Source organism: Mesorhizobium sp. A556, assembly GCF_054489545.1.
In genome coordinates, this window is sequence record NZ_JBTMXA010000002.1 from 137,888 (window position 1) to 160,803 (window position 22,916).

Below are 22,916 nucleotides of genomic sequence, written 5' to 3' on the forward strand. Positions count from 1 at the left end.
CCGGCGATGGGTCGACGCCCATAGGAACCATCGCAAGGGCGGCCATGACCATGAAGCGTACCAAGGTGAAGAAGCGGCGGACACCGGTGGGCGCATCGCCCGGAACGCTCATCGCCGACCCGACTGCCAGCCGCAGCGAGCTTCGGCTGACGCTGATTTCGCCCGAGAAATGCAAGACCATCGACAATGCCAGCATTGCCGATGTCGCGGCTCATTGCGACAAGCAGCACACCTTGTGGCTGGACTGCGTCGGGCTTGGCAGCATCGAGCTGATCAGCGAGATCGGCCGCATCTTCAATCTCCATCCGCTCGCCCTGGAAGACGTGGTCAATACCGGCCAGCGGCCCAAGACCGACTTTTTCGACGATCATGCCTTTGTCGTGCTCTCGATGATCGACGATGTCGCCGCGCATCGCTACGAGCAGATTGCCGTGTTCTTCGGCGAGAAATTCGTCGTCACCTTTCAGGAACGCAAAGGCGATCCGTTCGACCCCGTGCGCAAACGCATTGAAAGCCTGATGCCCAATCGCCTGCGTTCGCGGGGTTCCGACTATCTGGCTTATGCGCTGATCGACGCCATCGTCGACAGCTATTTCCCGCCGGTCGAGGCGGCCAGCGAGTTCATCGACGGTATCGAGGACCAGATGATGAATTCGCCGCAAAAGCAGCAAATGCGCAAGCTTCACGAGTTGCGGCGCGGTACCAACGTCCTGAAGGGGACGTTGTGGCCGCTGCGCGACGCGCTTGCCGCCTTGATCCGCAGCGAGGCGCCTTGCGTGAGTGCCGACACGAAAATTTTCCTGAACGACACGCTCGACCACGCGATGCGCCTGATCGAACTGGTCGAGACGCAGCGCGATACGGTAACGGGCCTGATGGAGATGCACCTGTCGCTGTCCCAGGCACGCACCAACGACATCATCAGCTACCTGACCATCGTGTCCGTGATCTTCATGCCGCTGACTTTCCTCGTCGGTGTATGGGGCATGAATTTCGACCCCGACACATCGCCCTGGAACATGCCGGAACTGCGCGCCTATTACGGTTATCCGTCGGCGCTGCTGTTCATGGCGGCCGTGGCTGCCGGTCTCATCGGCTTCTTCAAGTGGAAAAAGTGGCTGTAACGCCGCTTTTCAAATGCCGCTGGCTTTTCCGGTCAAACTGGACTATATGCGCCGCAACATCGCGCCATGTCGCTTTGTTTCATTGACCCCTGCTGGACGACATCCCGGCTGTGGGCGCCTCGTTTCCTCAAACATAAAGGAAAAGTACGATGTCGATTACTGCCGAACGCAAACAGGAATTGATGGGCGAATTCGCCACGGCCAAGGGCGATACCGGTTCTCCGGAAGTCCAGGTTGCCATCCTTTCCGAGCGCATCAAGAACCTGACGGACCATTTCAAGGACCACAAGAAGGATAACCATTCCCGCCGTGGCCTTTTGGCTCTCGTCTCCCAGCGCCGCAGCCTGCTCGATTATCTCAATCGCAAGGACAGCGCGCGCTACCAGACGTTGATCGAGAAGCTCGGTCTGCGCCGCTGACTAATTGACCGGCGGGCTCTACGCCCGCCGGTCGCGCATTCGGGCAGGCCATCTGGTCGGCCCAACCCGGTTTCGAGACGGCACAGGGCCGCTCGGGACTGCCATGGACGGTCATGGGGCAGGATTGCAGGACGCTCGCGCGGCACCAGGGCCGCATTTACCGGAGCTTCCCGTTGTCTTGCCCGTGGCTGGTCCGCAAGGAAGCCAGGAAAAGAACACCCGCGCACAATCAAAGAGCGCGGCCTTTTCCCATATGAAGGACAAGAAATGTTCAATTACCACAAAGTGGAAATCGAGTGGGGTGGGCGTCCGCTTACCCTTGAAACCGGTAAGATCGCCCGCCAGGCGGATGGCGCTGTGCTCGCGACCTACGGCGAGACCAAGGTTCTGGCCACCGTCGTCTCGATGAAAGAGCCGAAGCCGGGCCTCGATTTCTTCCCGCTGACCGTGAATTACCAGGAAAAGACCTACGCCGCCGGCAAGATTCCGGGCGGCTATTTCAAGCGCGAAGGCCGTCCGAGCGAGAAGGAAACGCTGGTTTCGCGTCTCATCGACCGCCCGATCCGCCCGCTGTTCGCCGCCGGCTACAAGAACGATACCCAGGTGGTCGTCACCGTCGTCCAGCATGATCTCGAAAACGATCCGGACATTCTCGCCATCGTCGCCACTTCGGCTGCGCTGACGCTTTCCGGCGTGCCCTTCATGGGCCCGATCGGCGGCGCGCGCGTCGGCTACATCAACGGCGAATACGTGCTGAACCCGCATGTCGACGAGATGCAGGAATCCAAGCTCGACCTGATCGTCGCCGGCACCACCGACGCCGTGCTGATGGTCGAGTCGGAAGCCAAGGAACTCGGCGAAGAGCTGATGCTCGGCGCTGTCATGTTCGGCCAGAAGGGTTTCCAGCCGGTGATCGACGCGATCATCAAGCTGGCCGAGGCTGCCGCCAAGGAACCGCGCGACTTCACCGCGCCGGACAATTCCGCCCTTGAAGCCGAGATGCTGAAGATCGTCGGCGACGAACTCAGCGTTGCCTACAAGAACGTCGACAAGCAGCAGCGTTATGCCGCGGTCGATGCCGTCAAGGCCAAGGTCAAGGCAGCGTTTGCTCCGGCCGAAGGCGAAGACGCCAAATACACGTCCGAGCAGATCGGTTCCGTGTTCAAGGAACTCCAGGCCAAGGTCGTGCGCTGGAACATCCTCGACACCGGTTCGCGCATCGACGGCCGCGACCTCTCGACGGTCCGCAAGATCGTCTCGGAAGTCGGCGTCCTGCCGCGCACCCACGGTTCGGCGCTGTTCACACGCGGCGAAACCCAGGCGCTGGTCGTTGCCACGCTGGGCACCGGCGAGGACGAGCAGTATGTCGATAGCCTGACCGGCATGTACAAGGAGAAGTTCCTTCTCCATTACAACTTCCCGCCCTATTCGGTTGGTGAAACCGGCCGCATGGGTTCGCCAGGCCGCCGCGAAATCGGCCATGGCAAGCTTGCCTGGCGCGCCATTCGTCCGATGCTGCCGACCGCCGACCAGTTCCCCTACACGCTGCGCGTCGTCTCGGAGATCACCGAATCCAACGGTTCGTCCTCGATGGCCACCGTCTGCGGCACCTCGCTGGCGCTGATGGATGCCGGCGTTCCGCTGGCAAAGCCGGTTGCGGGCATTGCCATGGGCCTTATCAAGGAAGGCGAGCGCTTCGCGGTTCTCTCCGATATCCTCGGTGACGAGGATCACCTCGGCGACATGGACTTCAAGGTCGCCGGCACCGAAGGCGGCATCACCTCGCTGCAGATGGACATCAAGATCGACGGCATCACCGAGGAGATCATGAAGATCGCTCTCGGCCAGGCCAAGGACGGTCGTTTGCACATCCTGGGTGAAATGGCCAATGCGCTGACCGGCGCGCGCGCCGAACTCGGCGAATTCGCTCCGCGCATCGAGGTCATGCACATCCCGACCGACAAGATCCGCGACGTGATCGGTTCGGGCGGCAAGGTCATCCGCGAGATCGTGGAAAAGACCGGCGCCAAGATCAACATCGAGGATGACGGCACGGTCAAGATCGCTTCGTCGAACGCCAAGGAGATCGAGGCGGCGAAGAAGTGGATCCACACTATCGTCGCCGAGCCGGAAGTCGGTGAAATTTACGAAGGCACGGTCGTCAAGACCGCCGACTTCGGCGCTTTCGTCAACTTCTTCGGCCCCAAGGACGGCCTCGTCCACATTTCGCAGCTTGCCAACGACCGCGTCGCCAAGACGTCGGACGTGGTCAAGGAAGGCGACAAGGTATGGGTCAAGCTGATGGGCTTCGACGAGCGCGGCAAGGTTCGCCTGTCGATGAAGGTCGTCGACCAGGCCACCGGCAAGGAACTGGCCAAGGAAAAGAAGCCTGAAGGCGAAGAAGACGCCGCCTGATTGGGCTGATTTAGCGATCAAACGGGCGTGCCATCATGGCGCGCCCGTTTTCGTTTTATCGCCAGTTTTGATGAGATGACACTCTACGTTGCCCCTCTCTTTCCTGCCGGACATCTCCCCCACAAGGGGGAGATCATTCACCTCAGCGTGTTCGCCAATTCACGACGTCGCAGAACGGGTGGGTCCATCGCGGCCGGCTGATCTCCCTCCTTGTGGGGGAGATGTCCGGCAGGACAGAGAGGGGCGCTGTCCCGCTGCGGTCGGCCAACAGCACGAACAAAGAAACCGGTATCCATGTCCACTGAACCGCTAAAAACCCTGTTCCACCCCTTCGAGGCCGACGCGATTGCCTTGCCGGCCAAGGGCGCGAAAATTCTGTTTCTAGGCGCGGAACCCGGCTTTCGCTTGCCGGACGGGTTTGAGGCGTCGCTCGATCTCGTGCAGGGCTTTCGCCCCTCCTTGCGGGTGCTTGAAACGGCCGGAAACATGGTAACGCCTCGCCCGCAAGCCGAAGGCTGCGACATGGCGCTCATCCTCGCCGGCCGCCATCGCGGCCAGAACGAACTGCGCATCGCTGATGCGCTGGAGCGCACCGCACCGGGCGGGTTGATCCTAGTCGCCGGTAGCAAGGACGATGGCATCGCGCCCTTGCGCAAGCGCATCGGGGAATTGGTGGCGCTTGAGGGACATCTGCCGAAACATCACGGCATGGCCTTCTGGTTCCGGCGGCCGGAAAGCGACGAGGTGGCCAAGACGCTTCGTGCCGCCAATCCCGAGCTTCTGGTCGAGGATCGCTTCCATACCGCACCGGGCATGTTCTCCTTCGACCGGGTGGACACCGGCTCGAAACTGCTGGCCGATCATCTGCCCCGCGACCTTCGCGGTCACGTTGCCGATTTCTGCGCCGGCTGGGGTTATCTGTCGGCGGAAGTCCTGGCGCGCTGTCCCGGTGTGACCGGCCTCGATCTCTATGAGGCGGATTTCGAGGCGCTGGAGGCCGCGAAACGCAATGTTGTCAAAGGCGCGATCGAGCCCCGTTTTTTCTGGATCGACCTGCTTGCAGAGCCGGCCGAGCAGCGCTACGACGCCATCGTCATGAACCCGCCCTTTCACCGGGCGCGCGCCACTGAGCCTGAAATCGGTGCCGGCATGATCCGCGCCGCAGCCAAGGCGCTCAAGCCGGGCGGGCGGCTGTTCATGGTGGCCAACCGGCAATTGCCCTATGAGGCGACGCTGGACGCCGCGTTTTCGAGCTATGGCGAGATCGTCCGCGAGGGCATGTTCAAGGTGTTTTCCGCACGCCGCTGAAACCCGCTTCTAGCGCAGATTGGCGAAGCGCCGTTCCAGCACCTGGCGCTCAGCGACAGCGGTGCCCGCCTCGACCGTCAGCGGCGCCGGCAGGCCGAACAGGAAGCCTTGCACCACCTCGCATCCGGCCGCGCGCAGCAGCGTCGCCTGGTTCTCCGTCTCCACCCCTTCGGCGATGATGGAAACACCAAGGGCGCGCGAAAGCCCGACAATGGTGGAGACGACCGCGCCGGAATTCGAATCGGTATCCATGCGGCTGACGAAGGAGCGGTCGATCTTGAGTTTTCCGAACGCGAAATCGATCAGGTAGCTGAGATTGGAATAGCCGGTGCCGAAATCGTCGACGGCGACCGAAATGCCCATTTCGGCAAGCCGCTTCAGGATCGCGGCGGCGCGGACACGGTCCTGCATCATCGCCGTCTCGGTAATTTCCAGTTCAAGCCGGGAGGGCTCGATGCCGGTTTCGGCAATCGTGCTGCGGACAAGGCCGATGAAGTCCTTGGTCATGAACTGCACCGGCGAGATGTTGACGGCGACGAAGCAGTCGTCGGGCAGGTAGCGGGCATCGGTGCAAGCCTTGCGCAGCACCCATTCGCCGATGGGCACGATCATGCCGGTTTCCTCGGCGATCGGGATGAATTCCATAGGCTGGATCATGCCGCGTTCGGGATGCTTCCAGCGGATCAACGCCTCGTAGCCCACGGTGCGGCCGGTAGAAAGGTCGAATTGCGGTTGGTAGTGCAGGCCGAAATCGCCCCGCAGGAATGCCGGGTGAAGCTCGGACTCGACCCACTGGCGGTGTTCGGCGACCTTTCCCATTTCAGGCTGGAAGACGGACCAGTTTCCCACCCCGCTGGCCCGTGCATGCTGCAGGGCCAGGTTGGAATGCCGCAACAAGAGAACCGGATCGGTTCCATCCTTGGGCATGGCGACGACGCCCATGGAAATGCTGACGGCCTGCAAATGCGTGGATAGCTGGTAAGGCTCCGTCATCGTGTCGATCAACCTGCTGGCAATCGATTCCATGGAGCCGGCGGTGATTTCGCGGTCGGGAAGCAGGATGGCGAACTCGCTGGCCCCGATGCGCCCCATCACCAGGCCATCGGGAACGCAGCCTTGCAGGCGCTGCGCGAAAAGGCGGATCAGTTCGTCGCCCTGGCTGTAGCCGATTGCATCGTTGATCGCCTTGAACCGGTCGATGTCGATATCGAGGAGATAGACCGGCTCGCCCGTTCTCGCCGTCGCCAATGCGGCTTCGGCGATTTTTCCGACCATGGCGGGCCGCGCCAAAAGGCCGGTCAGCTTGTCGAAATTGGTTTCCGAGAACACATAGTCGGCGGACTCGTCGACGCCGGCATAAAACGACATCGCCGCACCGGCGGCGGCAAGCGCGCAAAGGGCGGCGATAATGCCGACCACCGTTGCGGCGTCCAGCCCGGCCAGCCCGTCGCCAAACCCGAACTTCAGGCCCCAGATACCAAGGATAAAACTGCCGATGCCGGAACTGGCAATGGTGATGAGCCGAAACGTCGGCGTCCGGTTTGGGTTTTTGACGAAAGACATAGAGCACGTCCCCTGGAAGGCGCGCTTATAGCCCAACTCTACTTAAAATGCGTTTCCGTGCTTCGCTACAATTTTAACGAAAGCTATTCCCGTCCGCCATCCATTTCCTTGAGCGCCTCAAGCGTCGGCATGGAGACGATGTGGTAGCCACTGTCGACATAATGGATTTCGCCGGTAACGCCGGAGGACAGGTCGGACAGGAGATAAAGCGCGGAGCCGCCGACCTCGTCGATGGTGACGGTGCGGCGCAGCGGCGAGTTGCGCTGCTGGTAGCCGAACATGTGGCGGGCATCGGCAATGCCGGCGCCGGCAAGGGTGCGCACCGGACCGGCGGAAATGCCGTTTACCCGGATCCCGCGCGGGCCATAATCATTGGCGAGGTAGCGCACGCTGGCTTCCAGGCCTGCCTTGGCGACACCCATGACGTTGTAGTTCGGCATGACGCGGACCGAGCCGGCATAGGTCAGCGTGACCATCGCACCGCCGTCCTTCATCAGGGCCGCGGCATGGCGCGCGACCTCGGTGAACGAATAGCAGGAAACGACCATGGTGCGCACGAAGTTGTCGCGGGTGGTGTCGGCGTAGAGGCCCTTCAACTCGTTCTTGTCGGAGAACCCGATGGCATGGACGATGAAATCCAGTCCGCCCCAGGCGTCGCGCAGCGTGTCGAATGTCGCGGCGATCGACGCACTGTCTTCGACGTCGCAGGGAACGACGAGCGACGCGCCGACCTGTTCGGCCAGCGGCTTGACCCGGCGTCCGAACGCTTCGCCCTGATAGGTGAAGGCGAGTTCGGCACCCTGTTCGGAAAGCTTCCTGGCGATGCCCCAGGCAATCGAATGATCGTTGGCCACGCCCATGACAAGCCCGCGCTTGCCCTTCATTAATCCAGTCATGGCGAGCAGTCCTTCGAGATGAGCGAGTAGCGAATAACGAATAGCGAGGTGTGAACGAAGGAAAGGTGAGCTGCGCGATAGGTAGGCATCTATCTATTCGCTACTCCCTATTCGCTCACGTGTAGCGCTGAAAGACCAGCGTGGCGTTGGTGCCGCCGAAGCCGAACGAGTTGGACAGCACGGTATCGATCCTGGCGTCGTCGATGCGCTTGCGCACGATCGGCATGCCCTCGAATTCCGGGTCCAACTGTTCGATATGCGCGCTCTCGCCGATGAACTTTCCCTGCATCATCAGGATCGAATAGATCGATTCCTGCACGCCCGCCGCCCCCAGCGAATGGCCGGTCAGCGACTTGGTCGAGGTGATGTAGGGCATCGCGTCGCCAAATACCTCGCGGATGGCGCCCATTTCCTTGGAATCGCCGACCGGCGTCGAGGTGCCGTGCGTGTTGATGTAGTCGATGGGCGTCGAAACCGTGGCTATCGCCTGCCGCATGCAGCGCTTGGCGCCTTCGCCCGATGGCGCGACCATGTCATGGCCGTCGGAAGTAGCGCCATAGCCGACGATCTCGGCATAGATTTTCGCGCCGCGCGCCTTGGCATGCTCCAGTTCCTCAAGGACAAGAACGCCCGCGCCGCCGGCAATAACGAAACCGTCGCGGCTGACGTCATAGGCGCGCGACGCCGTGGCAGCCTGGTCGTTGAACTTGGACGACATCGCGCCCATGGCGTCGAACAGGTCGGACATGGTCCAGTCGAGGTCTTCGTGGCCGCCCGCGAACATCACATCCTGCTTGCCCCACTGGATCAGTTCGGCCGCGTTGCCGATGCAATGCGCCGAGGTCGAGCAGGCCGACGAGATCGAATAGTTGACGCCGTGGATCTTGAACCATGTGGCCAGCGTGGCCGACGCCGTGGACGACATCGCCTTCGGCACCGCGAACGGGCCGATGCGCTTGGGCGAACCGTTCTTCAACGTGGTTTCGGCCGCTTCGACGATGACGCGGGTGGACGGGCCGCCCGAACCCATGACGATGCCGGTGCGCTCATTGGTGATGTCGCTTTCCTCAAGCCCGGAATCGGCAATGGCCTGGACCATGGCGACATGGTTCCACGCCCCGCCGCGCGACAGGAAGCGCATGGCGCGGCGATCGACCAGTTCCGTCGGATCGAGCGTCGGCGCGCCCCAGACCTGCGAGCGAAAGCCATGTTCGGCAAAGGATTCGGAAAAGCTGATGCCGGATCTGGCATCGCGCAGCGAAGCCTGCACCTCGGCTGCGTCGTTTCCGATGGACGATACGATGCCGAGGCCTGTCACTACGACGCGTCTCATGGGCGGGTTCCTTCCAGAGTCTCGGTGCCGGTCAGGCGGCTGCTTCCTGCTTCGACAGGCCGACCTTCAGGTCGGTTGCCTTGTAGATAGGTTCGCCATCGGCTTTCAGCCAGCCATCGGCGATGCCGAGCACCAGTCTTCCGCGCATGACGCGCTTGAAATCTATGCCGTATTCTACGCGTTTGACGGACGGCGTGACCATGCCCTTGAATTTTACCTCGCCGGTGGACAGCGCCATGCCCTTGCCGGGTTCGCCCAGCCAGCCGAGGAAGAAGCCGGTGAGTTGCCACATGGCATCGAGGCCAAGGCAGCCGGGCATGACCGGGTTGCCGATAAAGTGGCAGGGGAAGAACCAGAGATCGGGCTTGATGTCGAATTCGGCGCGGATGAAGCCCTTGTCGAATTCGCCGCCGGTTTCGCTGATCTCGGTAATGCGGTCGAACATCAGCATCGGCGGGGCCGGCAGTTGGGCGTTGCCCGGCCCGAACAGTTCGCCGCGCGCGCAGGCGAGCAGTTCCTCGTAGCCGTAACTGGATTTACCCACCATTGAGCGCCATCTCCAATCTGTTCGGGCGGCATACGCCCCTGCTTTTGGTTTTCCTGACACGTTTCAGGCCGAAAACCGACATTTGCGATTAACCTGCCACTCTTGCTGGGTCAATGCGCGCTATTGATCGTATAGCGCCGAACGAATATATGTTGAAGCACAAGCAGAGGTAATCCGTCTTCTGTTTCGACCGTTTCTGCCTTTCGGGACCGAAATGAGGCGTTTCGGTAAAAGATGACGTTGAACTGGCCAAGGGAAAGAGTTGCTGTGGACAAGCGGGTTCGAGATGCCGGCCTCAGGCCGACACGTCAGCGCATAGCGTTGGCCGACCTGATTTTTGCCAAGGGCGACCGCCATCTTTCGGCGGAAGAACTGCATGAGGAGGCGCAGGCGTCAGGCGTGCCCGTGTCGCTGGCAACCGTCTACAATGCGCTGCATCAGTTCACGCAGGCCGGTCTTCTGCGCATTCTGGCCGTGGAAGGCGCGAAGACCTATTTCGACACCAATACCTCCGACCATCACCACTTCTATGTCGAAGGCGAAAATAGGGTCTTCGACATCGACAGCGGGCAGGTGACCGTCGGTAATCTGCCGGAGCCGCCGGAAGGCATGGAAATCGTCAATGTCGATATCGTGGTGCGACTGCGCCCGCGCCGCAAGGCCGCCGATCTGGAGCCGCGCGAAGCCGATTGATCGGGCGGGAATCGCTGACCGTCTTTCAGGAATCACAAAACCGCTTGTTTCGGTCGTCTCGGGGTCGAAACGTCAGTCCTTGACCTTTTCGCCGGGATAGGCGCCCCACAGCGACGACTGGCTGAGCCAGCCGGTGTGGCCGTCGAAAGTCATTTCGCACCACTGGCCGTTGCACGCCTTGATCGAGCCGATGACACCCGGTTCGATAATGGCGATCACGGACGCTTTTTCGTCCGGCTCGCGGAGCAGGTTGATGCGGGTTTCCTTGCCTCGTTGCCAGGGCGTGACGATGGCCGTGCGCCGGCCCGACAGCAGGGACTGGTTGATCCAGCCTTCCGAGCCTTCCGCGTCGCGCACCCGCCGCCAGGTGTCGTATTCCTGCACGATCTCCATCGGCAGGCCGGATTTCGTGTACATCCATTCCACGGAATAGTTCACGCCCGGTCCGACGCGGGAGTTGACCCGGCCTGACTTGAGGCTGACGAAGCGGGGCAGGGGCAGGCCGCTGGGCCCAAGCGTCACGCTTTGCACGGGGGCCGCGGCACTTTGCGCGTCCGCATGGGTGGGGAATGCCATCGTGCCCAGGAATGCTGCGCTGAGGGCCAGGCGAAGCGACGCGAAACCAGACACTTTGTTCGTTTCTCCAACAGGACGGGCCGGCGTCAGGCGCCTTTTTCTTTGTCATCGGCGGCGCTGCTTGATACATGACATTCATGCCGCGGCCGGTTTCCAGTTTGGCTGGTCTTGGTTAAAGAGGTCTCAACAGGTTCGGGTTCGAGGATAAAATGGCCGGCAAAAAGAAGCCCCTCGTCATCATCACGCGCAAACTGCCAGACGCGGTCGAGACGCGCATGCGCGAACTGTTCGACGCGAGGCTGAACGTCGAGGACCGGCCGATGACGCAGCCCGAACTGGTTGCGGCGGTGCGCGAGGCCGATGTGCTGGTGCCGACCATCACCGACACCATCGATGCCGCGCTGATCGAGCAGGCGGGCGAGAACCTCAAGCTGATCGCCAATTTCGGCAACGGCATCGACAAGATCGACGTCGCTGCCGCCGCCAAGAAGGGCATCACCGTTACCAACACGCCCAACGTGCTGACGGAAGACACGGCAGACATGACCATGGCGCTGATGCTGGCGCTGCCGCGCCGGCTGACCGAAGGCGCCAATGTGCTGACCGGCGACAACCGCTGGCCCGGCTGGTCGCCGACCTGGATGCTCGGCCGGCGCATCTGGGGCAAGCGGCTGGGCATCGTCGGCATGGGCCGCATCGGCACCGCCGTCGCCAAGCGGGCCAAGGCGTTCGGCCTTTCGATCCACTACCACAACCGCCACCGCGTGCTGCCGGCGGTGGAGGAGGGGCTGGAGGCGACCTATTGGGAAAGCCTCGACCAGATGCTGGCCCGCATGGACATCATCTCGGTCAATTGCCCTTCGACGCCGGCCACGTTTCATCTGTTGTCGGCGCGCCGGCTGGCCTTGCTCCAGCCTACGGCCTACATCGTCAATACCGCGCGCGGCGACATCATCGACGAAGACGCGCTGGTCAAGCTGATCCACGAGGGCAAGATTGCCGGCGCCGCCCTCGACGTGTACGAAAACGAGCCGGCCCTGAACGCCAAGCTTCTCAAGCTGGCCACCAAGGGCAAGATGGTGCTGTTGCCGCATATGAGTTCAGCCACCATCGAAGGCCGCATCGACATGGGCGAGAAGGTCATCATCAACATTCGCGCCTTTGTCGACGGCCACCGCCCGCCCGACCGCGTACTGCCGCTGCGGACGTGAGTCCTAGAGGGTCACCGTCAACTCGCCATTTTCGCTGATCGCGACCGTCTTGCCGCGATATGCGTCGAAGCTTTCGCGGGCCAGCCGCAGCGCCGGCGGTGTCGGCCAACCCATCTCCCGCGCCACGATCAGCCCGAGCAGCAGGATCGCGTCAGGCTCGTGCAGCACGAGTGCTGCCGGTGCATGGCCGTTATGGACGAGTTCCAGCAGGACCGCCGAGGCGGACGACGAGCCGATGGTTCCCGGCAGGAACAACACGCGCCCGGCGATGGTCTGGCCGCATTGCGGATGCCGTACATCGGCGATCCGCCCGGTTTTTGCATCGACCCCACCCCAGAAGCTGATCGGAGCGGTCAGCACCAGCGCCTCGCCCGCACCAGCGCCTCCCGGCACCAGGATTTCCGCGACGCCGGTCATGTCGCGATGTCCTCGAAAACGGGCTTGCCAAGAACGGCGCTTTCGACGCAATCCGCCAGCGAGCCGTAGAGCACGAAATAGCCGGTATTGCCCGGCGCGTAATGGGCGAACTTGCCTGAATTGGTCATCAGCACGCCGTCAGTCAGCACAGGCAGGATCGGCGTCACCACCACGCAGGTGTCGGCGACGATGGTGACGCCGCTTGCCTCGAGCGATGCACGCCTGCCGTTCTGTTCCAGAAGCGCAAGCACATGGCGGCCGGTGCAGGCATAGAAGGGCACGCTGAGCCGCCGCCCGGCGATCAGCCGCTCCAGCGTCTCGAATTCCGCCGCCGAAAGATGCGGACTGCCGATGGCGACGGCATCGATGGCTTGCGGCTTTACCGCCGTCGAAAGGGCTGCGCGTGCCGCAGCGACCATTTCCACTGTCACGCGGATGACGGTTTCGGGTTCGACGCCGCCAAGGGCGGCATCAGTGTCCGGGGCTTCCGGGGTGACGCCGGCAATGTGAAAAAGCCCGACCGCGCCGGAAGATGCCGCAGCGGCGCCAAACGCCTTCAGCGCATCCTCGCCCGGATGGCGCGAAATGCCGGAGACGACGCCCACGGCGCTGCCTGCCTCGCGCCCGTAAAGGCTGCCGAGGATCGGCCAAGCGATTTCGGAGTGGAGGAAGGCTGCGGGCAGGCCGGAAACGTCGAACAGCAGCGTCGCGCGTCTGTTTTCCGGCCGGTGCAGCCCATAATCGGGGGCATGGCCGGCAATGGCGCAGGCGATGTCGAGAAAATCGCCATAGCGGTTGGTGCGTGCGCCCAGAACCGAATTGCAGAACACGACGGCGTTGGATTCGCCCCAGGCGACATCGCTGCCCTGCGCCGGGCGATGCCCGGCCTGATAGGGCGCGCAGGTCCAGCTTGGTTCGCAGCCGAGCTTGCGATAGGCCTCCATCATCCGCTTTGCCATGCCGCGCTGCGGCTCTTCCAGCCGGACCTTGGAGCAGCCCATCAGGTCGAGCGCGCCGACATTGAGCGTCGCGCGCACCGCGACCTTCGCGCCGCCTGCGACCAGCCTTTCGGCAAACAGCGTGCCGGAATCGCCGTGATAGAGCGCGCCGTCTATATGCGCCGAGGCGATCGGGATGAGGCGTTGCGCGCCGAGCAACCGCGCGCTTTCAGCGACGATGCGCATGGCCATGGCCGCGCCGTCGCTTCCCGCCGCGATCGAGCGCTGTTCAGGGGTAAGGTCGAGCGCCAAGCGCTATCACTCCTTCGGGCTTGAATAGCGGATGGTGTCGAAGCGGGCGGCAAGCGCATCGTAGAGCAAGAGCCGGCCGACCAGCGGTTCGCCAATGCCGGTAATGAGCTTGATCGCTTCCATCGCCTGCAGCGTGCCGATGACACCCGGCAGCGCGCCCAAAACGCCGGCGGCGGCGCAAGATGGCACCAGGCCAGCCGGCGGTGGTTCGGGGAAAAGATCGCGATAGGACGGGTTTTGCCGCCCGTCGCTTGCCCTCTCGAACGGCTTCAGCACGGTTATCGATCCGTCGAAGCGGCCGATGGCGGCATGCACCAGCGGTTTGTGTTCCGCAGCACAAGCGTCCGCAACCGCATAGCGCGTCTCGAAATTGTCGGAACCGTCGACCACGACATCGTAGCCGGCGACGAGGGCAGGGGCGTTTTGCGCCGTCAGGCGCAGGGTGTGCAATTCGACCACGACATGGGGATTGATCCGTGCAATCGACTTTTCCGCGCTTCCCCCCTTGGTCTGGCCGACGGCCGCCGTTTCGTGGATGACCTGACGATGCAGGTTGGACAGCGACACGGTGTCGTCATCGACGATGCCGAGCGTGCCGACGCCGGCGGCGGCCAGATATTCGAGCACCGGCGAGCCGAGCCCGCCCGCGCCGATCACCAGCACCCGCGCGCGCTTCAGCTTCTGCTGGCCCGCGCCGCCGATCTCCGGCAGCACGATATGGCGGGCATAGCGTTCCAGTTCTTCGTCGGTGAGGGTGGTCATGGGGAAACCATAGTGCGGGCCGGAATGCTTGTCAGTAGCCGGTCGTTGGCCCAACCGCGCCGTGATCGACGCTCAGGAACTGCGCGCGGCCCTTGAGGCTGGCAAACAGCGAGGGTTCCGTGCCGGTCATGAAGACCTGGCAGTTCAATTCCTCGAGGATGGAGAACAGGGCTGCGCGCCGCCCGCCGTCAAGATGTGCGGCAATCTCGTCCAGAAGCAGTATCGGCCGCATGCCCGACATTTCACCGGTCAGCCGCGCATGCGACAGGATGATGCCGACCAGCAGCGCCTTTTGTTCGCCGGTCGAGCAGAGTTCGGCGGGCATCGCCTTGGGCCGGTGGCGCACGACGAGGTCGGAGCGGTGCGGCCCGTCCAGCGTGCGCCCGGCGGCGCGGTCGCGCTCGCGTCCGGAGGCAAGCATCCGGCGAAACCGTTCCTCGACGTCGACCGCGGCAGCCGAGCCGATCTGCGCCTCCAGTTCGCCGGAAAGCGCCAGGTCGGCCTGCGGAAAGGGGCTGTCATTCGGCAATCTTTCGATCATGGCCGCAAGCAGGCGCGCCAGTTCGACCCTGGCTGCGGCAATCGCCACCCCGGTTTCGGCCATCTGCGTTTCGATGGCTTCGAACCAGGGGTCGTTGCGCGATCCTTCGGCAAGCAGGCGGTTGCGTCCGCGCATCGCTTTTTCATAGTCGAGCGCACGTTGACCATGGCCGGCATCGACCGCCAGGACCAGCCGGTCGAGAAAGCGGCGACGGTCGCCCGCCGGTCCGGTAAACAGCGCGTCCATGGCGGGCGTCAGCCACACGACCCGCAGCCATTCCAGCATGGCATCGGTCGAACGCGCCGACGCGCCGTTGATGCGCACCCGCCTTGCCGCATCGCCGGCAATGATGCCGGTTCCGATTTCGACATCGCCTTGCGGGCCGTCAAGTGCGGCGTGAAGGGCAAAGCCGCCGTCGCCGCCTTCGCGCGCGACATCGCCGTAGGGCGCGCGGCGCAGGCCGCGCCCCGGCGTAAAAAGTGAAATCGCTTCCAGAAGATTGGTCTTGCCCGCGCCGTTGTCGCCGGTGAACACCACCGCACCGGGCCGCAAATCTATGGCCAATCCGGCATAATTGCGAAAATTGGTCAGCGACAGTCTGGTGAGGTGGGTTGCGCCGTTAGCTGGCATAGGCGTGCGCCACAGGGTAACTGATTTCCAACGGGCGCCTACACCCGCATCGGCATCAGCACGTAGAGCGTGGTCTCGTCGCTGGCGTCGTGGATCAGCGTCGGAGAACCGGCATCGGCCAGCATGAACCTCGCCTCGCTGCCGGTCAGTTGCGCTGCGACATCGAGCAGATAGCGTGCGTTGAAGCCGATCTCGATCGGGTCGGACGAATAATCCGCCGCAAGTTCTTCGGTGGCGCTGCCGGAATCGGGATTGTTGACGGCAAGCGTCACCTGGCCCTCAGCGATGGACATCTTGACCGCGCGTCCGCGTTCCGACGAGATGGTCGAGACACGGTCGACGGCAGCGGCAAAGCTCTGCCGGTCGATGACCAGCTTCTTGTCGTTGCCGGTCGGGATGACGCGCTGGTAATCCGGGAAGGTGCCGTCGATCAGCTTCGAGGTCAGCACGACGGAGCCGATGGTGAAGCGGATTTTCGTTTCCGAAAGCTCGGTGGTGACGGCAACGTCCGGATCGTCGACCAGCTTCTGCAATTCGCTGACCGTCTTGCGCGGAATGATGATGCCCGGCATGCCTTCCGAGCCGGCCGGCGCTTCCATCTCGGCGCGCGCCAGCCGGTGGCCGTCGGTTGCCACCGAGCGCAGCTTGAGCTTGCCGCCCACTTCATGCGTGTGAAGGTAGATGCCGTTCAAATAATAGCGCGTCTCTTCGGTCGAGATGGCGAACTGGGTCTTTTCGATCAGGCCCTTGAGGGCCGTCGAGTCGAGCCGGAAGATATGCGAGAACGAACCCGCCGACAGTTCTGGAAAGTCGGATTGCGGCAGGCATTGCAGGCGGAAACTGGAGCGGCCGGAGGCGACCGTCATGGCGTTGCCGTCTTCGTCCGTCTTGAGCATCACTTCCGCGCCGTCGGCCAGCTTGCGCACGATGTCGTAGAGCAGATGCGCCGGCACGGTCGTCGCGCCACCCTGCTCGACCCTGGCGGGCGTTGCCTCTGTGATTTCCAGGTCGAGGTCGGTCGCCTTCATTTCAAGGCTGGCACCATCGGCGGCGAGAAGCACGTTGGACAGGATCGGAATCGTGTTGCGGCGCTCGACCACGCGGTGGACGTGGTTGAGGGATTTCAGGAGATTTGACCGTTCCAGGATGACGCGCATGACGATAGAGGCTCACTTGACTGAACAAGCGGGTCGCCGATGATCGGTACCCGCAGAATGTCTGAACAGGGTCAGATTTGCGCCAAACTGACAGGAAAATCCATTCAAACGCAAGCCCGCGAAGCCGGTTCAGGACGGCATCGCAGGCTTTTTGGGGATAACGCCGCCGAAACGGCGTTCAGCAGCATTCGGCCTGCGTTCAAGCCTGGTCGTTGATCAGCCTGCGCAGCAGTTCCAGTTCCTGCGCCAGCGTGTTGTCGCCGCCGGAAAGGTCCTCGATCTTGCGCACCGCATGCAGCACCGTGGTGTGGTCGCGTCCGCCGAAGCGCCGGCCGATTTCCGGCAGCGAACGCGGTGTCATCACCTTGGCCAGATACATGGCGATCTGCCTTGGCTTGACGATGGTGCGGGTGCGGCGGTTGGACAGAAGCTCGGTCTTCGAAACGTTGTAATGGCGGGCAACGATGCGCTGGATGTCCTCGATGCGGACCCGCTTCGGCTCGCCGGTGCGGTAGATATGGCCGAGGATCTCGTCGATGCGGTCGATGGTGATTTGCGGCTCGAACGACTGGCGGAACAATAGCTGGTTGAACGCGCCTTCCAGTTCGCGGCCGCTGCCGGTCACGGTGCGGGCGACATGGTTGAGGATTTCCTCGGAAATATCCAGCGGCGTGCCTTGGGCCGTCGCCGTCTCCAGGCGAAGCTTGAGCATGTCGAGGCGCATGGAGAAATCCGGCGCCGACATTTCCAGCGCAACACCGCCATTGAGGCGCGAGCGGACGCGCGGCTCCAGCGATTCCAACTCGGAAGGCGGGCGGTCGGCCGCAACCACTACCTGCTTGGCGCTGTCGAGCAGCATGTTGATGAGATGGCAGAATTCATGCTGGATCGACTTGCCCTGCAGGAACTGCATGTCGTCGATGATGAGGAGGTCGATGTCGCGCAACTGTTCCTTCAGCGTCAACGCGTTGTTGTCGCGGATGGCGGTGGCGAAGCGCCACATGAAATACTCCGCCGTCAGATAAACGACGCGCGATTTCGGGTTCTGCCGCAATGATTCGGCCGCGATAGCCTGTAGAAGATGCGTTTTGCCGAGACCGACCGAGGCGTGCAGGAACAGCGGGTTGAAGCGCACGGCATTGGACTGGGATTCCGCCACGGCGCGGGCCGCAGCGAACGCAACCCGGTTCGACGGGCCTTCGATGAAGGAGGAGAACGTATAGCGCGGATCGAGCGGCGAGCCGAGAACGCTTTGGCGCATCTCGCCATCGGCGGGACGCCCATGCGGCATGGCCGAACGCTCGGGCCGGCCCGCTACCGTGCTGGAGGCAAGCGCTGTCTGGGTCTGCCGCGTCGCCTTGGATGCGGGCAGGGCCTCGGCCTGGGGGCTGGGAATATGGCGCGTGGCCGTCCGCACGATGATTTCGATCTTCAGGAGGTCCGGATCTTCCTGCTTCCATAGTTCGCAGATGACGTCGAGATAGTGCCCGTTGATCCACGAGCGCAAGAATGCGGTCGGGACCGAGATGCGAATGATCCCCTTGGACGCTTCCGCCAGTTTCATCCGGCCGAACCAGCTTGAATAGACTTCGGTGCCAAGGCGCGCCTTCAACTGGATCTTGACGCGCTCGAACCTCGATTCCGCTTCGCTGGACGCCGCCATCCGATCCCCATGGGCCAAATTTACCTGAAGAGGGAGGTTGCCACCAAACTCCCTGTCGACGCCGCTTTGCATGCTTAAATTCCTTGTACCTGTTTGCGCCGGGGGTGCGCCTCCTGCACCCTTGGTCCGGCGATCTGCCATTCCTTGGAAATTCGCAGCCGCCGCCGGCCACAAACCCAGTCCCCCCGAGGAACTAACGCTCCTCGGAAATGCCCGCCCCGCAAGGCATAGCAACAGCGTCCGGCAAACTGCCGGACCGGTAACAATGCTACGCTACCCCAGTCCCCACGCATCGAAAGGCAAACCAAACCCGTTCGCGGAGGTTGCCCCGCGTTGTGAATTCCGCCAATTTTGGCTGGCCTATTTAGGTAGGTAGAGAGCCGCTGGCCCTTCCCTTTCGATGGAGGGACACTACCGAATTCCCTGTGGACAGGGCAAGGGCGCGACTAACACATTTTTAACGAATCTGGTTACCGGGACGGTTGCCGGGAGCTTGCCGGCAGGGTCGCTTCAGGCAAAGCCGTTGTGATTCAAACTCTTTTCCGGGAAACCGGAAAACGGGTCGCGCCGGTTAATTTTTTTTTATAATTCGCTTGACAGCAACTTGTCCCCGCTTGGCGGCCGGCGCTGTGCAGAACCTGTGCATTACCTGTTGTAAATATTTGAAAAGAATAACTTATTTGTGACAGGCGACGCGACGCTGCCGCGGTTCGGCCTGCTGCTGAAACATTCGTCTCGATGAATATGCCGGCAAAGATTTAAAGGCGTCGGGCGTCGGATACAAATTGCTCTTTTTTAAACCATTGCCGGCAAACGCAAAAAGCCCGGCGCGGTGCGCCGGGCTTTTACGAAAATCCAAAAATGCGGTCAGGCAGTCAGCGTCTTGACGCGATGGGCCAGACGCGAAACCTTGCGGGACGCGGTGTTCTTGTGCAGGACGCCCTTGGTGGCGGCGCGCATCAATTCCGGCTCGGCTGCCTTGAAGGCGGCTGCGGCAGCGACCTTGTCGCCGGCCGCCAGTGCCTCTTCGACCTGGCGGACATAGGTGCGAACGCGCGAGCGGCGGTTCTTGTTGATGGCCGCACGGCGGACGATCTTGCGCGTGGCCTTTTTGGCCGAGGAGGTATTGGCCATGACGCCTCTTTCCGATCTCTGTGGTGAGCGCCTGCGGAAGTCGCAACGCGCAAAAAACAACGGGCAGCCGCGGGGCCGCCTCGATTGGTGCGGCTTATAATTCAGCTTTCCCGGCGCGTCAACGCTGAACCCCGGTCTTTTTGCGGTCTACGATGATCTCCTTTGCGGTCTGCGACGATCATCGATTGACGAAATTCGCTTTCCGCTTCTCGGTAAAGGCGGCCATGCCTTCTTTCTGGTCCTCGAGCGCGAACATGGAGTGGAAAAGGCGCCTTTCGAAACGCAATCCCTCGCACAACGTCGTCTCAAAGGAGCGGTTGACGGCTTCCTTGGCCATCATCACCGCCGGCAGCGAAAAGTCGGCGATCTTCGTGGCCGCCTTCAGCGCTTCCTCGAGCAATGTCTCGGCCGGCACGATTCGCGAGACGAGGCCGCAGCGCTCGGCCTCGGCGGCGTCCATCATGCGGCCTGTCAGCACCAGGTCCATGGCCTTGGCCTTGCCGACGAAGCGGGTCAGACGTTGCGACCCGCCCATGCCCGGCATGACCCCAAGCGTAATCTCCGGTTGGCCGAACTTGGCGTTGTCGGCCGCGATGATGAAATCGCACATCATCGCCAGTTCGCAGCCGCCGCCCAGCGCATAGCCGGCGACCGCCGCGATTACCGGCTTGCGGGCGCGGGTAAACTCTTCCCAGCCGACGAAGAAGTCCTGCAGATAGGCTTCCACATAGGATTTGGATTGCATTTCCTTGATATCGGCGCCCGCCGCGAAGGCCTTTTCCGAGCCGGTGACGACCAGGCAGCCGATGCCGGCGTCCGCCTCGAATACCTTTACCGCGGCGAGAAGGTCGGCCAGCACCTGCGAGTTCAGCGCATTGAGCGCCTTCGGCCGGTTCAGCGTGATCAAGCCGACCTTGCCGCGCGTTTCCGTCAGGATCGTCTCATAGGCCATGGTTTTTCTCCTCGCATTCGCAACAAGCCATTCGATCTATCGCAATGCCGGCCCGCCCTCAATGCCAGCCGACTGTTGGGGCCGATAGATTGTCGGGGACGGGGCTTTCCTTCAGCGCTGGCACGTCGGGCAATAGAAGGTGGAGCGGCCGCTCTGGACGATGCGCTCTATATGGCCGTTGCAGCCGGGCGTCGGGCAGGGCGCTTCTTCGCGGTCGTAGACGGCGAAGGAATGCTGGAAATAGCCAAGGCTTCCATCGGCGTGGACATAGTCGCGCAGCGAAGAACCGCCGGCCGCGATGGCGTCTGCGATGACCGAACGGATGGCGGTGGCGAGACGCTCGCTTTGCTCACGGACCTTCTTGCCCGGCCCGGCGATGGTGCCGGCCGCCCGCAGCGGCGACAGGCCGGCGCGCCACAGCGCTTCCGACACATAGATGTTGCCAAGGCCGGCAACCAGCCGCTGGTCGAGAAGGGCAGCCTTGAGCGGTGCCTTGCGATCCTTGAACAGCGACGCGAGCAACGCGCCGTCCAGCGTATTGCCGGTCGGCTCGACACCGAGGCCGGCCAGCATCTTGTGTTCGTTGACCGGTCCCTCGGCAAACAGCATGAAGCCGAAGCGGCGCGGATCGTTGAAGATCACGCGGGCAGTGTCGCCCGCCGCCGAAACGAGGTGAAAGACGACATGGTCGTGGGCCGCGTTCTTGGAGCGGTCGTGGTGAAAAGCGCCGGGCACCTGTTCGGCGTCCTGCATCTCGATGCGGAAAGAGCCCGACATGCCGAGATGGCAGAGGAGGTTAGGCCCGCTTTCCATTTCCAGCGTCAGATATTTGGCGCGCCGGCCAAGCGACACGACCGTCTTGCCGCGGAGCCTTTCCGAAAACCGCTCGGGGAAGGGAAAGCGCAAATCGGGCCGGCGTGCCTCGACGCGCAGGATGCGCGCGCCTTCCAGAACGGGTTGCAGGCCGCGCCTTACCGTTTCGACCTCGGGCAGTTCAGGCATGGCCGCCTATCGCGTGCAGGAATGACGTGCCGTGCTCGCTGCGCGACAGGCCAAGATGTTCGGCGACGGTAGCTCCAATGTCGGCGAAGGTCGGCCTCAGGCCGATGCCGCCGCCTTTGAAGCCGGGTGCGACGCCGAACACCGGAATGCGTTCGCGGGTATGGTCGGTGCCGCGCCATGTCGGGTCGTTGCCATGGTCGGCCGTCAGCACGAACAGGTCGCCGGGTCTCAGTCTCGCCAGTGCCTCGGGCAAGCGCCGGTCGAAGGCTTCGAGCGCCGCGGCATAGCCCGGAACGTCGCGGCGGTGGCCGAACTCGCTGTCGAAATCGACGAAGTTGGCGAAGACGAAGTCGCCGTCGCCCGCATCGTCCATCGCACCGAGCGCCTTGTCGAACATCGCCATGTTGCCCGCGCCCTTGCGGGTTTCGGAGACGCCGCGATGGGCGAAGATGTCGCCGATCTTGCCGATGGCGATGACGCGCCGGCCTTGCGCGGTCAATCGGTCGAGCAACGTCGGCTGAGGCGGCGACACGGCATAATCGCGGCGGTCGGGCGTGCGATGGAAGGTGGCGGCGGTTTCGCCGATGAACGGTCGCGCGATCACGCGCCCGATCTTGAGCGGGTCGCACAGCCGGCGCACCACCGTGCAGAATTCATAGAGCCGGTCGAGGCCAAAATAGGTTTCGTGCGCGGCGATCTGGAGCACCGAGTCCACCGATGTATAGCAGATGGGCTTGCCGGTCCGGATATGCTCCTCACCGAAATCCTCGATCACCGTGGTGCCGGGCGCATGGCGGTTGGCCAGGATGCCCGGAACCTTGCCTTCGCGGATCATGGCGTCGGTCAGCGAGGCGGGAAAGGAGTGCACCGTGTCGGGGAAATAGCCCCAGTCGAAAAGCGCGGGCAGGCCGGCGATTTCCCAATGGCCGGACGGCGTGTCCTTGCCGCTCGAAACTTCCTGCGCCGCGCCGTGAAAGGACGATGGAAGTAGCCGCGCAGCCCCGTCCTCGAACAAGAACCCGGTGGCGATTTCGGCTGCGTGCCCCAGCCCAAGGGCGGCCATGTTGGGGATGGCGAGCGGGCCTTGGCGCAGGCCCAGCCTGTCGCCCATGCCTTCAGTGCAGGCCTGCGCGATATGCCCGAACGTGTTGGCGCCGGCATCGCCATAGCGCGCCGCGTCGGCAGCACCGCCTATGCCGAAAGAATCGAGTACGAAAACGAAAGCGCGCGCCATCCGAACCTGTGTGCATCAACCTGACGGCTGAGACATAGGAGTGCGCTCGCTCAATGGCAATCGGCAACTGGAGCCGGCCCTAGAGGAAA

At 62.9% G+C, this 22,916-nt stretch carries 21 protein-coding genes; 6 read left to right on the forward strand and 15 right to left on the reverse strand.

Going from position 1 to position 22,916, the window contains the following annotated elements:
* The first annotated feature begins 44 nt into the window (after positions 1-44).
* The 4 genes from corA (at position 45) to ACX3P0_RS05245 (ending at position 5,266) form a co-directional block, all read left to right on the forward strand.
* Entirely contained in the window at positions 45-1,124 is a 1,080-nt protein-coding gene (gene corA / locus ACX3P0_RS05230; RefSeq protein ID WP_459087047.1) for a magnesium/cobalt transporter CorA, read from the forward strand.
* Between the two features lie 149 nt (positions 1,125-1,273).
* The gene (gene rpsO / locus ACX3P0_RS05235) at positions 1,274-1,543 is read left to right on the forward strand and encodes a 30S ribosomal protein S15 (protein ID WP_459080621.1); all 270 of its coding nucleotides are present in this window, start codon (positions 1,274-1,276) and stop codon (positions 1,541-1,543) included.
* Positions 1,544-1,810: 267 nt separating this feature from the next.
* Positions 1,811-3,958: a polyribonucleotide nucleotidyltransferase gene (gene pnp, locus ACX3P0_RS05240; protein ID WP_459080620.1), complete on the forward strand. Its 2,148-nt coding sequence runs from the start codon at positions 1,811-1,813 to the stop codon at positions 3,956-3,958.
* A gap of 294 nt (positions 3,959-4,252) precedes the next feature.
* The gene (locus ACX3P0_RS05245; protein ID WP_459087049.1) at positions 4,253-5,266 is read left to right on the forward strand and encodes a class I SAM-dependent methyltransferase; all 1,014 of its coding nucleotides are present in this window, start codon (positions 4,253-4,255) and stop codon (positions 5,264-5,266) included.
* Positions 5,267-5,275: 9 nt separating this feature from the next.
* On the opposite strand, the gene ACX3P0_RS05250 is transcribed toward ACX3P0_RS05245, so the two are convergent.
* The 4 genes from ACX3P0_RS05250 to fabA form a co-directional block, all read right to left on the reverse strand.
* Positions 5,276-6,829 carry a putative bifunctional diguanylate cyclase/phosphodiesterase gene (locus ACX3P0_RS05250; protein ID WP_459087051.1) on the reverse strand — a complete coding sequence of 518 codons (1,554 nt, stop codon included), beginning with the start codon at positions 6,827-6,829 and terminating at the stop codon, positions 5,276-5,278.
* Between the two features lie 83 nt (positions 6,830-6,912).
* A complete protein-coding gene (gene fabI, locus ACX3P0_RS05255) occupies positions 6,913-7,725 on the reverse strand; it encodes an enoyl-ACP reductase FabI (RefSeq protein WP_459087052.1) in 813 nt (270 codons plus the stop codon).
* A 115-nt stretch (positions 7,726-7,840) separates the two neighbouring features.
* A complete protein-coding gene (gene fabB / locus ACX3P0_RS05260; RefSeq protein WP_459087054.1) occupies positions 7,841-9,058 on the reverse strand; it encodes a beta-ketoacyl-ACP synthase I in 1,218 nt (405 codons plus the stop codon).
* Positions 9,059-9,089: 31 nt separating this feature from the next.
* Positions 9,090-9,605 carry a 3-hydroxyacyl-[acyl-carrier-protein] dehydratase FabA gene (gene fabA, locus ACX3P0_RS05265; RefSeq protein ID WP_459087055.1) on the reverse strand — a complete coding sequence of 172 codons (516 nt, stop codon included), beginning with the start codon at positions 9,603-9,605 and terminating at the stop codon, positions 9,090-9,092.
* Between the two features lie 234 nt (positions 9,606-9,839).
* Here fabA and irrA point away from each other — a divergent pair, with 234 nt between their 5' ends.
* Entirely contained in the window at positions 9,840-10,298 is a 459-nt protein-coding gene (gene irrA, locus ACX3P0_RS05270; protein ID WP_459087057.1) for an iron response transcriptional regulator IrrA, read from the forward strand.
* A 72-nt stretch (positions 10,299-10,370) separates the two neighbouring features.
* Here irrA and ACX3P0_RS05275 read toward each other — a convergent pair whose 3' ends face one another.
* A complete protein-coding gene (locus tag ACX3P0_RS05275) occupies positions 10,371-10,928 on the reverse strand; it encodes an SH3 domain-containing protein (protein WP_459087059.1) in 558 nt (185 codons plus the stop codon).
* A gap of 155 nt (positions 10,929-11,083) precedes the next feature.
* On the opposite strand from ACX3P0_RS05275, the gene ACX3P0_RS05280 reads away from it, so the two are divergent.
* Entirely contained in the window at positions 11,084-12,085 is a 1,002-nt protein-coding gene (locus ACX3P0_RS05280) for a 2-hydroxyacid dehydrogenase (RefSeq protein ID WP_459087061.1), read from the forward strand.
* A 3-nt stretch (positions 12,086-12,088) separates the two neighbouring features.
* On the opposite strand, the gene ACX3P0_RS05285 is transcribed toward ACX3P0_RS05280, so the two are convergent.
* The 10 genes from ACX3P0_RS05285 to ACX3P0_RS05330 all read right to left on the reverse strand — a co-directional run bounded on the left by ACX3P0_RS05285 (position 12,089) and on the right by ACX3P0_RS05330 (position 22,827).
* A complete protein-coding gene (locus tag ACX3P0_RS05285) occupies positions 12,089-12,502 on the reverse strand; it encodes an aconitase X swivel domain-containing protein (protein ID WP_459080611.1) in 414 nt (137 codons plus the stop codon).
* Positions 12,499-13,752, reverse strand: a complete 1,254-nt coding sequence (locus ACX3P0_RS05290) for an aconitase X (protein WP_459087063.1) — start codon at positions 13,750-13,752, stop codon at positions 12,499-12,501. Before ACX3P0_RS05290 ends, ACX3P0_RS05285 begins: the two co-directional genes overlap by 4 nt.
* Positions 13,753-13,758: 6 nt before the next feature.
* Positions 13,759-14,514 (reverse strand): molybdopterin-synthase adenylyltransferase MoeB, encoded by a 756-nt coding sequence (locus ACX3P0_RS05295; protein WP_459087065.1) that lies wholly within the window; start codon positions 14,512-14,514, stop codon positions 13,759-13,761.
* Between the two features lie 31 nt (positions 14,515-14,545).
* Complete coding sequence (recF, locus tag ACX3P0_RS05300) at positions 14,546-15,685, reverse strand: DNA replication/repair protein RecF (RefSeq protein ID WP_459087067.1); 1,140 nt, start codon at positions 15,683-15,685, stop codon at positions 14,546-14,548.
* A gap of 38 nt (positions 15,686-15,723) precedes the next feature.
* Entirely contained in the window at positions 15,724-16,842 is a 1,119-nt protein-coding gene (gene dnaN / locus ACX3P0_RS05305) for a DNA polymerase III subunit beta (RefSeq protein WP_459080607.1), read from the reverse strand.
* Between the two features lie 199 nt (positions 16,843-17,041).
* Positions 17,042-18,577 (reverse strand): chromosomal replication initiator protein DnaA, encoded by a 1,536-nt coding sequence (gene dnaA / locus ACX3P0_RS05310; protein WP_459087069.1) that lies wholly within the window; start codon positions 18,575-18,577, stop codon positions 17,042-17,044.
* Positions 18,578-19,372: 795 nt separating this feature from the next.
* On the reverse strand, positions 19,373-19,639 hold the full coding sequence (rpsT, locus tag ACX3P0_RS05315; RefSeq protein WP_459080605.1) for a 30S ribosomal protein S20: 267 nt from the start codon (positions 19,637-19,639) through the stop codon (positions 19,373-19,375).
* 178 nt (positions 19,640-19,817) lie between these two features.
* A complete protein-coding gene (locus ACX3P0_RS05320) occupies positions 19,818-20,591 on the reverse strand; it encodes an enoyl-CoA hydratase (protein WP_459080604.1) in 774 nt (257 codons plus the stop codon).
* Positions 20,592-20,702: 111 nt separating this feature from the next.
* A complete protein-coding gene (gene mutM, locus ACX3P0_RS05325; RefSeq protein WP_459080603.1) occupies positions 20,703-21,593 on the reverse strand; it encodes a bifunctional DNA-formamidopyrimidine glycosylase/DNA-(apurinic or apyrimidinic site) lyase in 891 nt (296 codons plus the stop codon).
* The gene (locus ACX3P0_RS05330; RefSeq protein WP_459087071.1) at positions 21,586-22,827 is read right to left on the reverse strand and encodes a phosphopentomutase; all 1,242 of its coding nucleotides are present in this window, start codon (positions 22,825-22,827) and stop codon (positions 21,586-21,588) included. Before ACX3P0_RS05330 ends, mutM begins: the two co-directional genes overlap by 8 nt.
* Between the last annotated feature and the right edge of the window lie 89 nt (positions 22,828-22,916).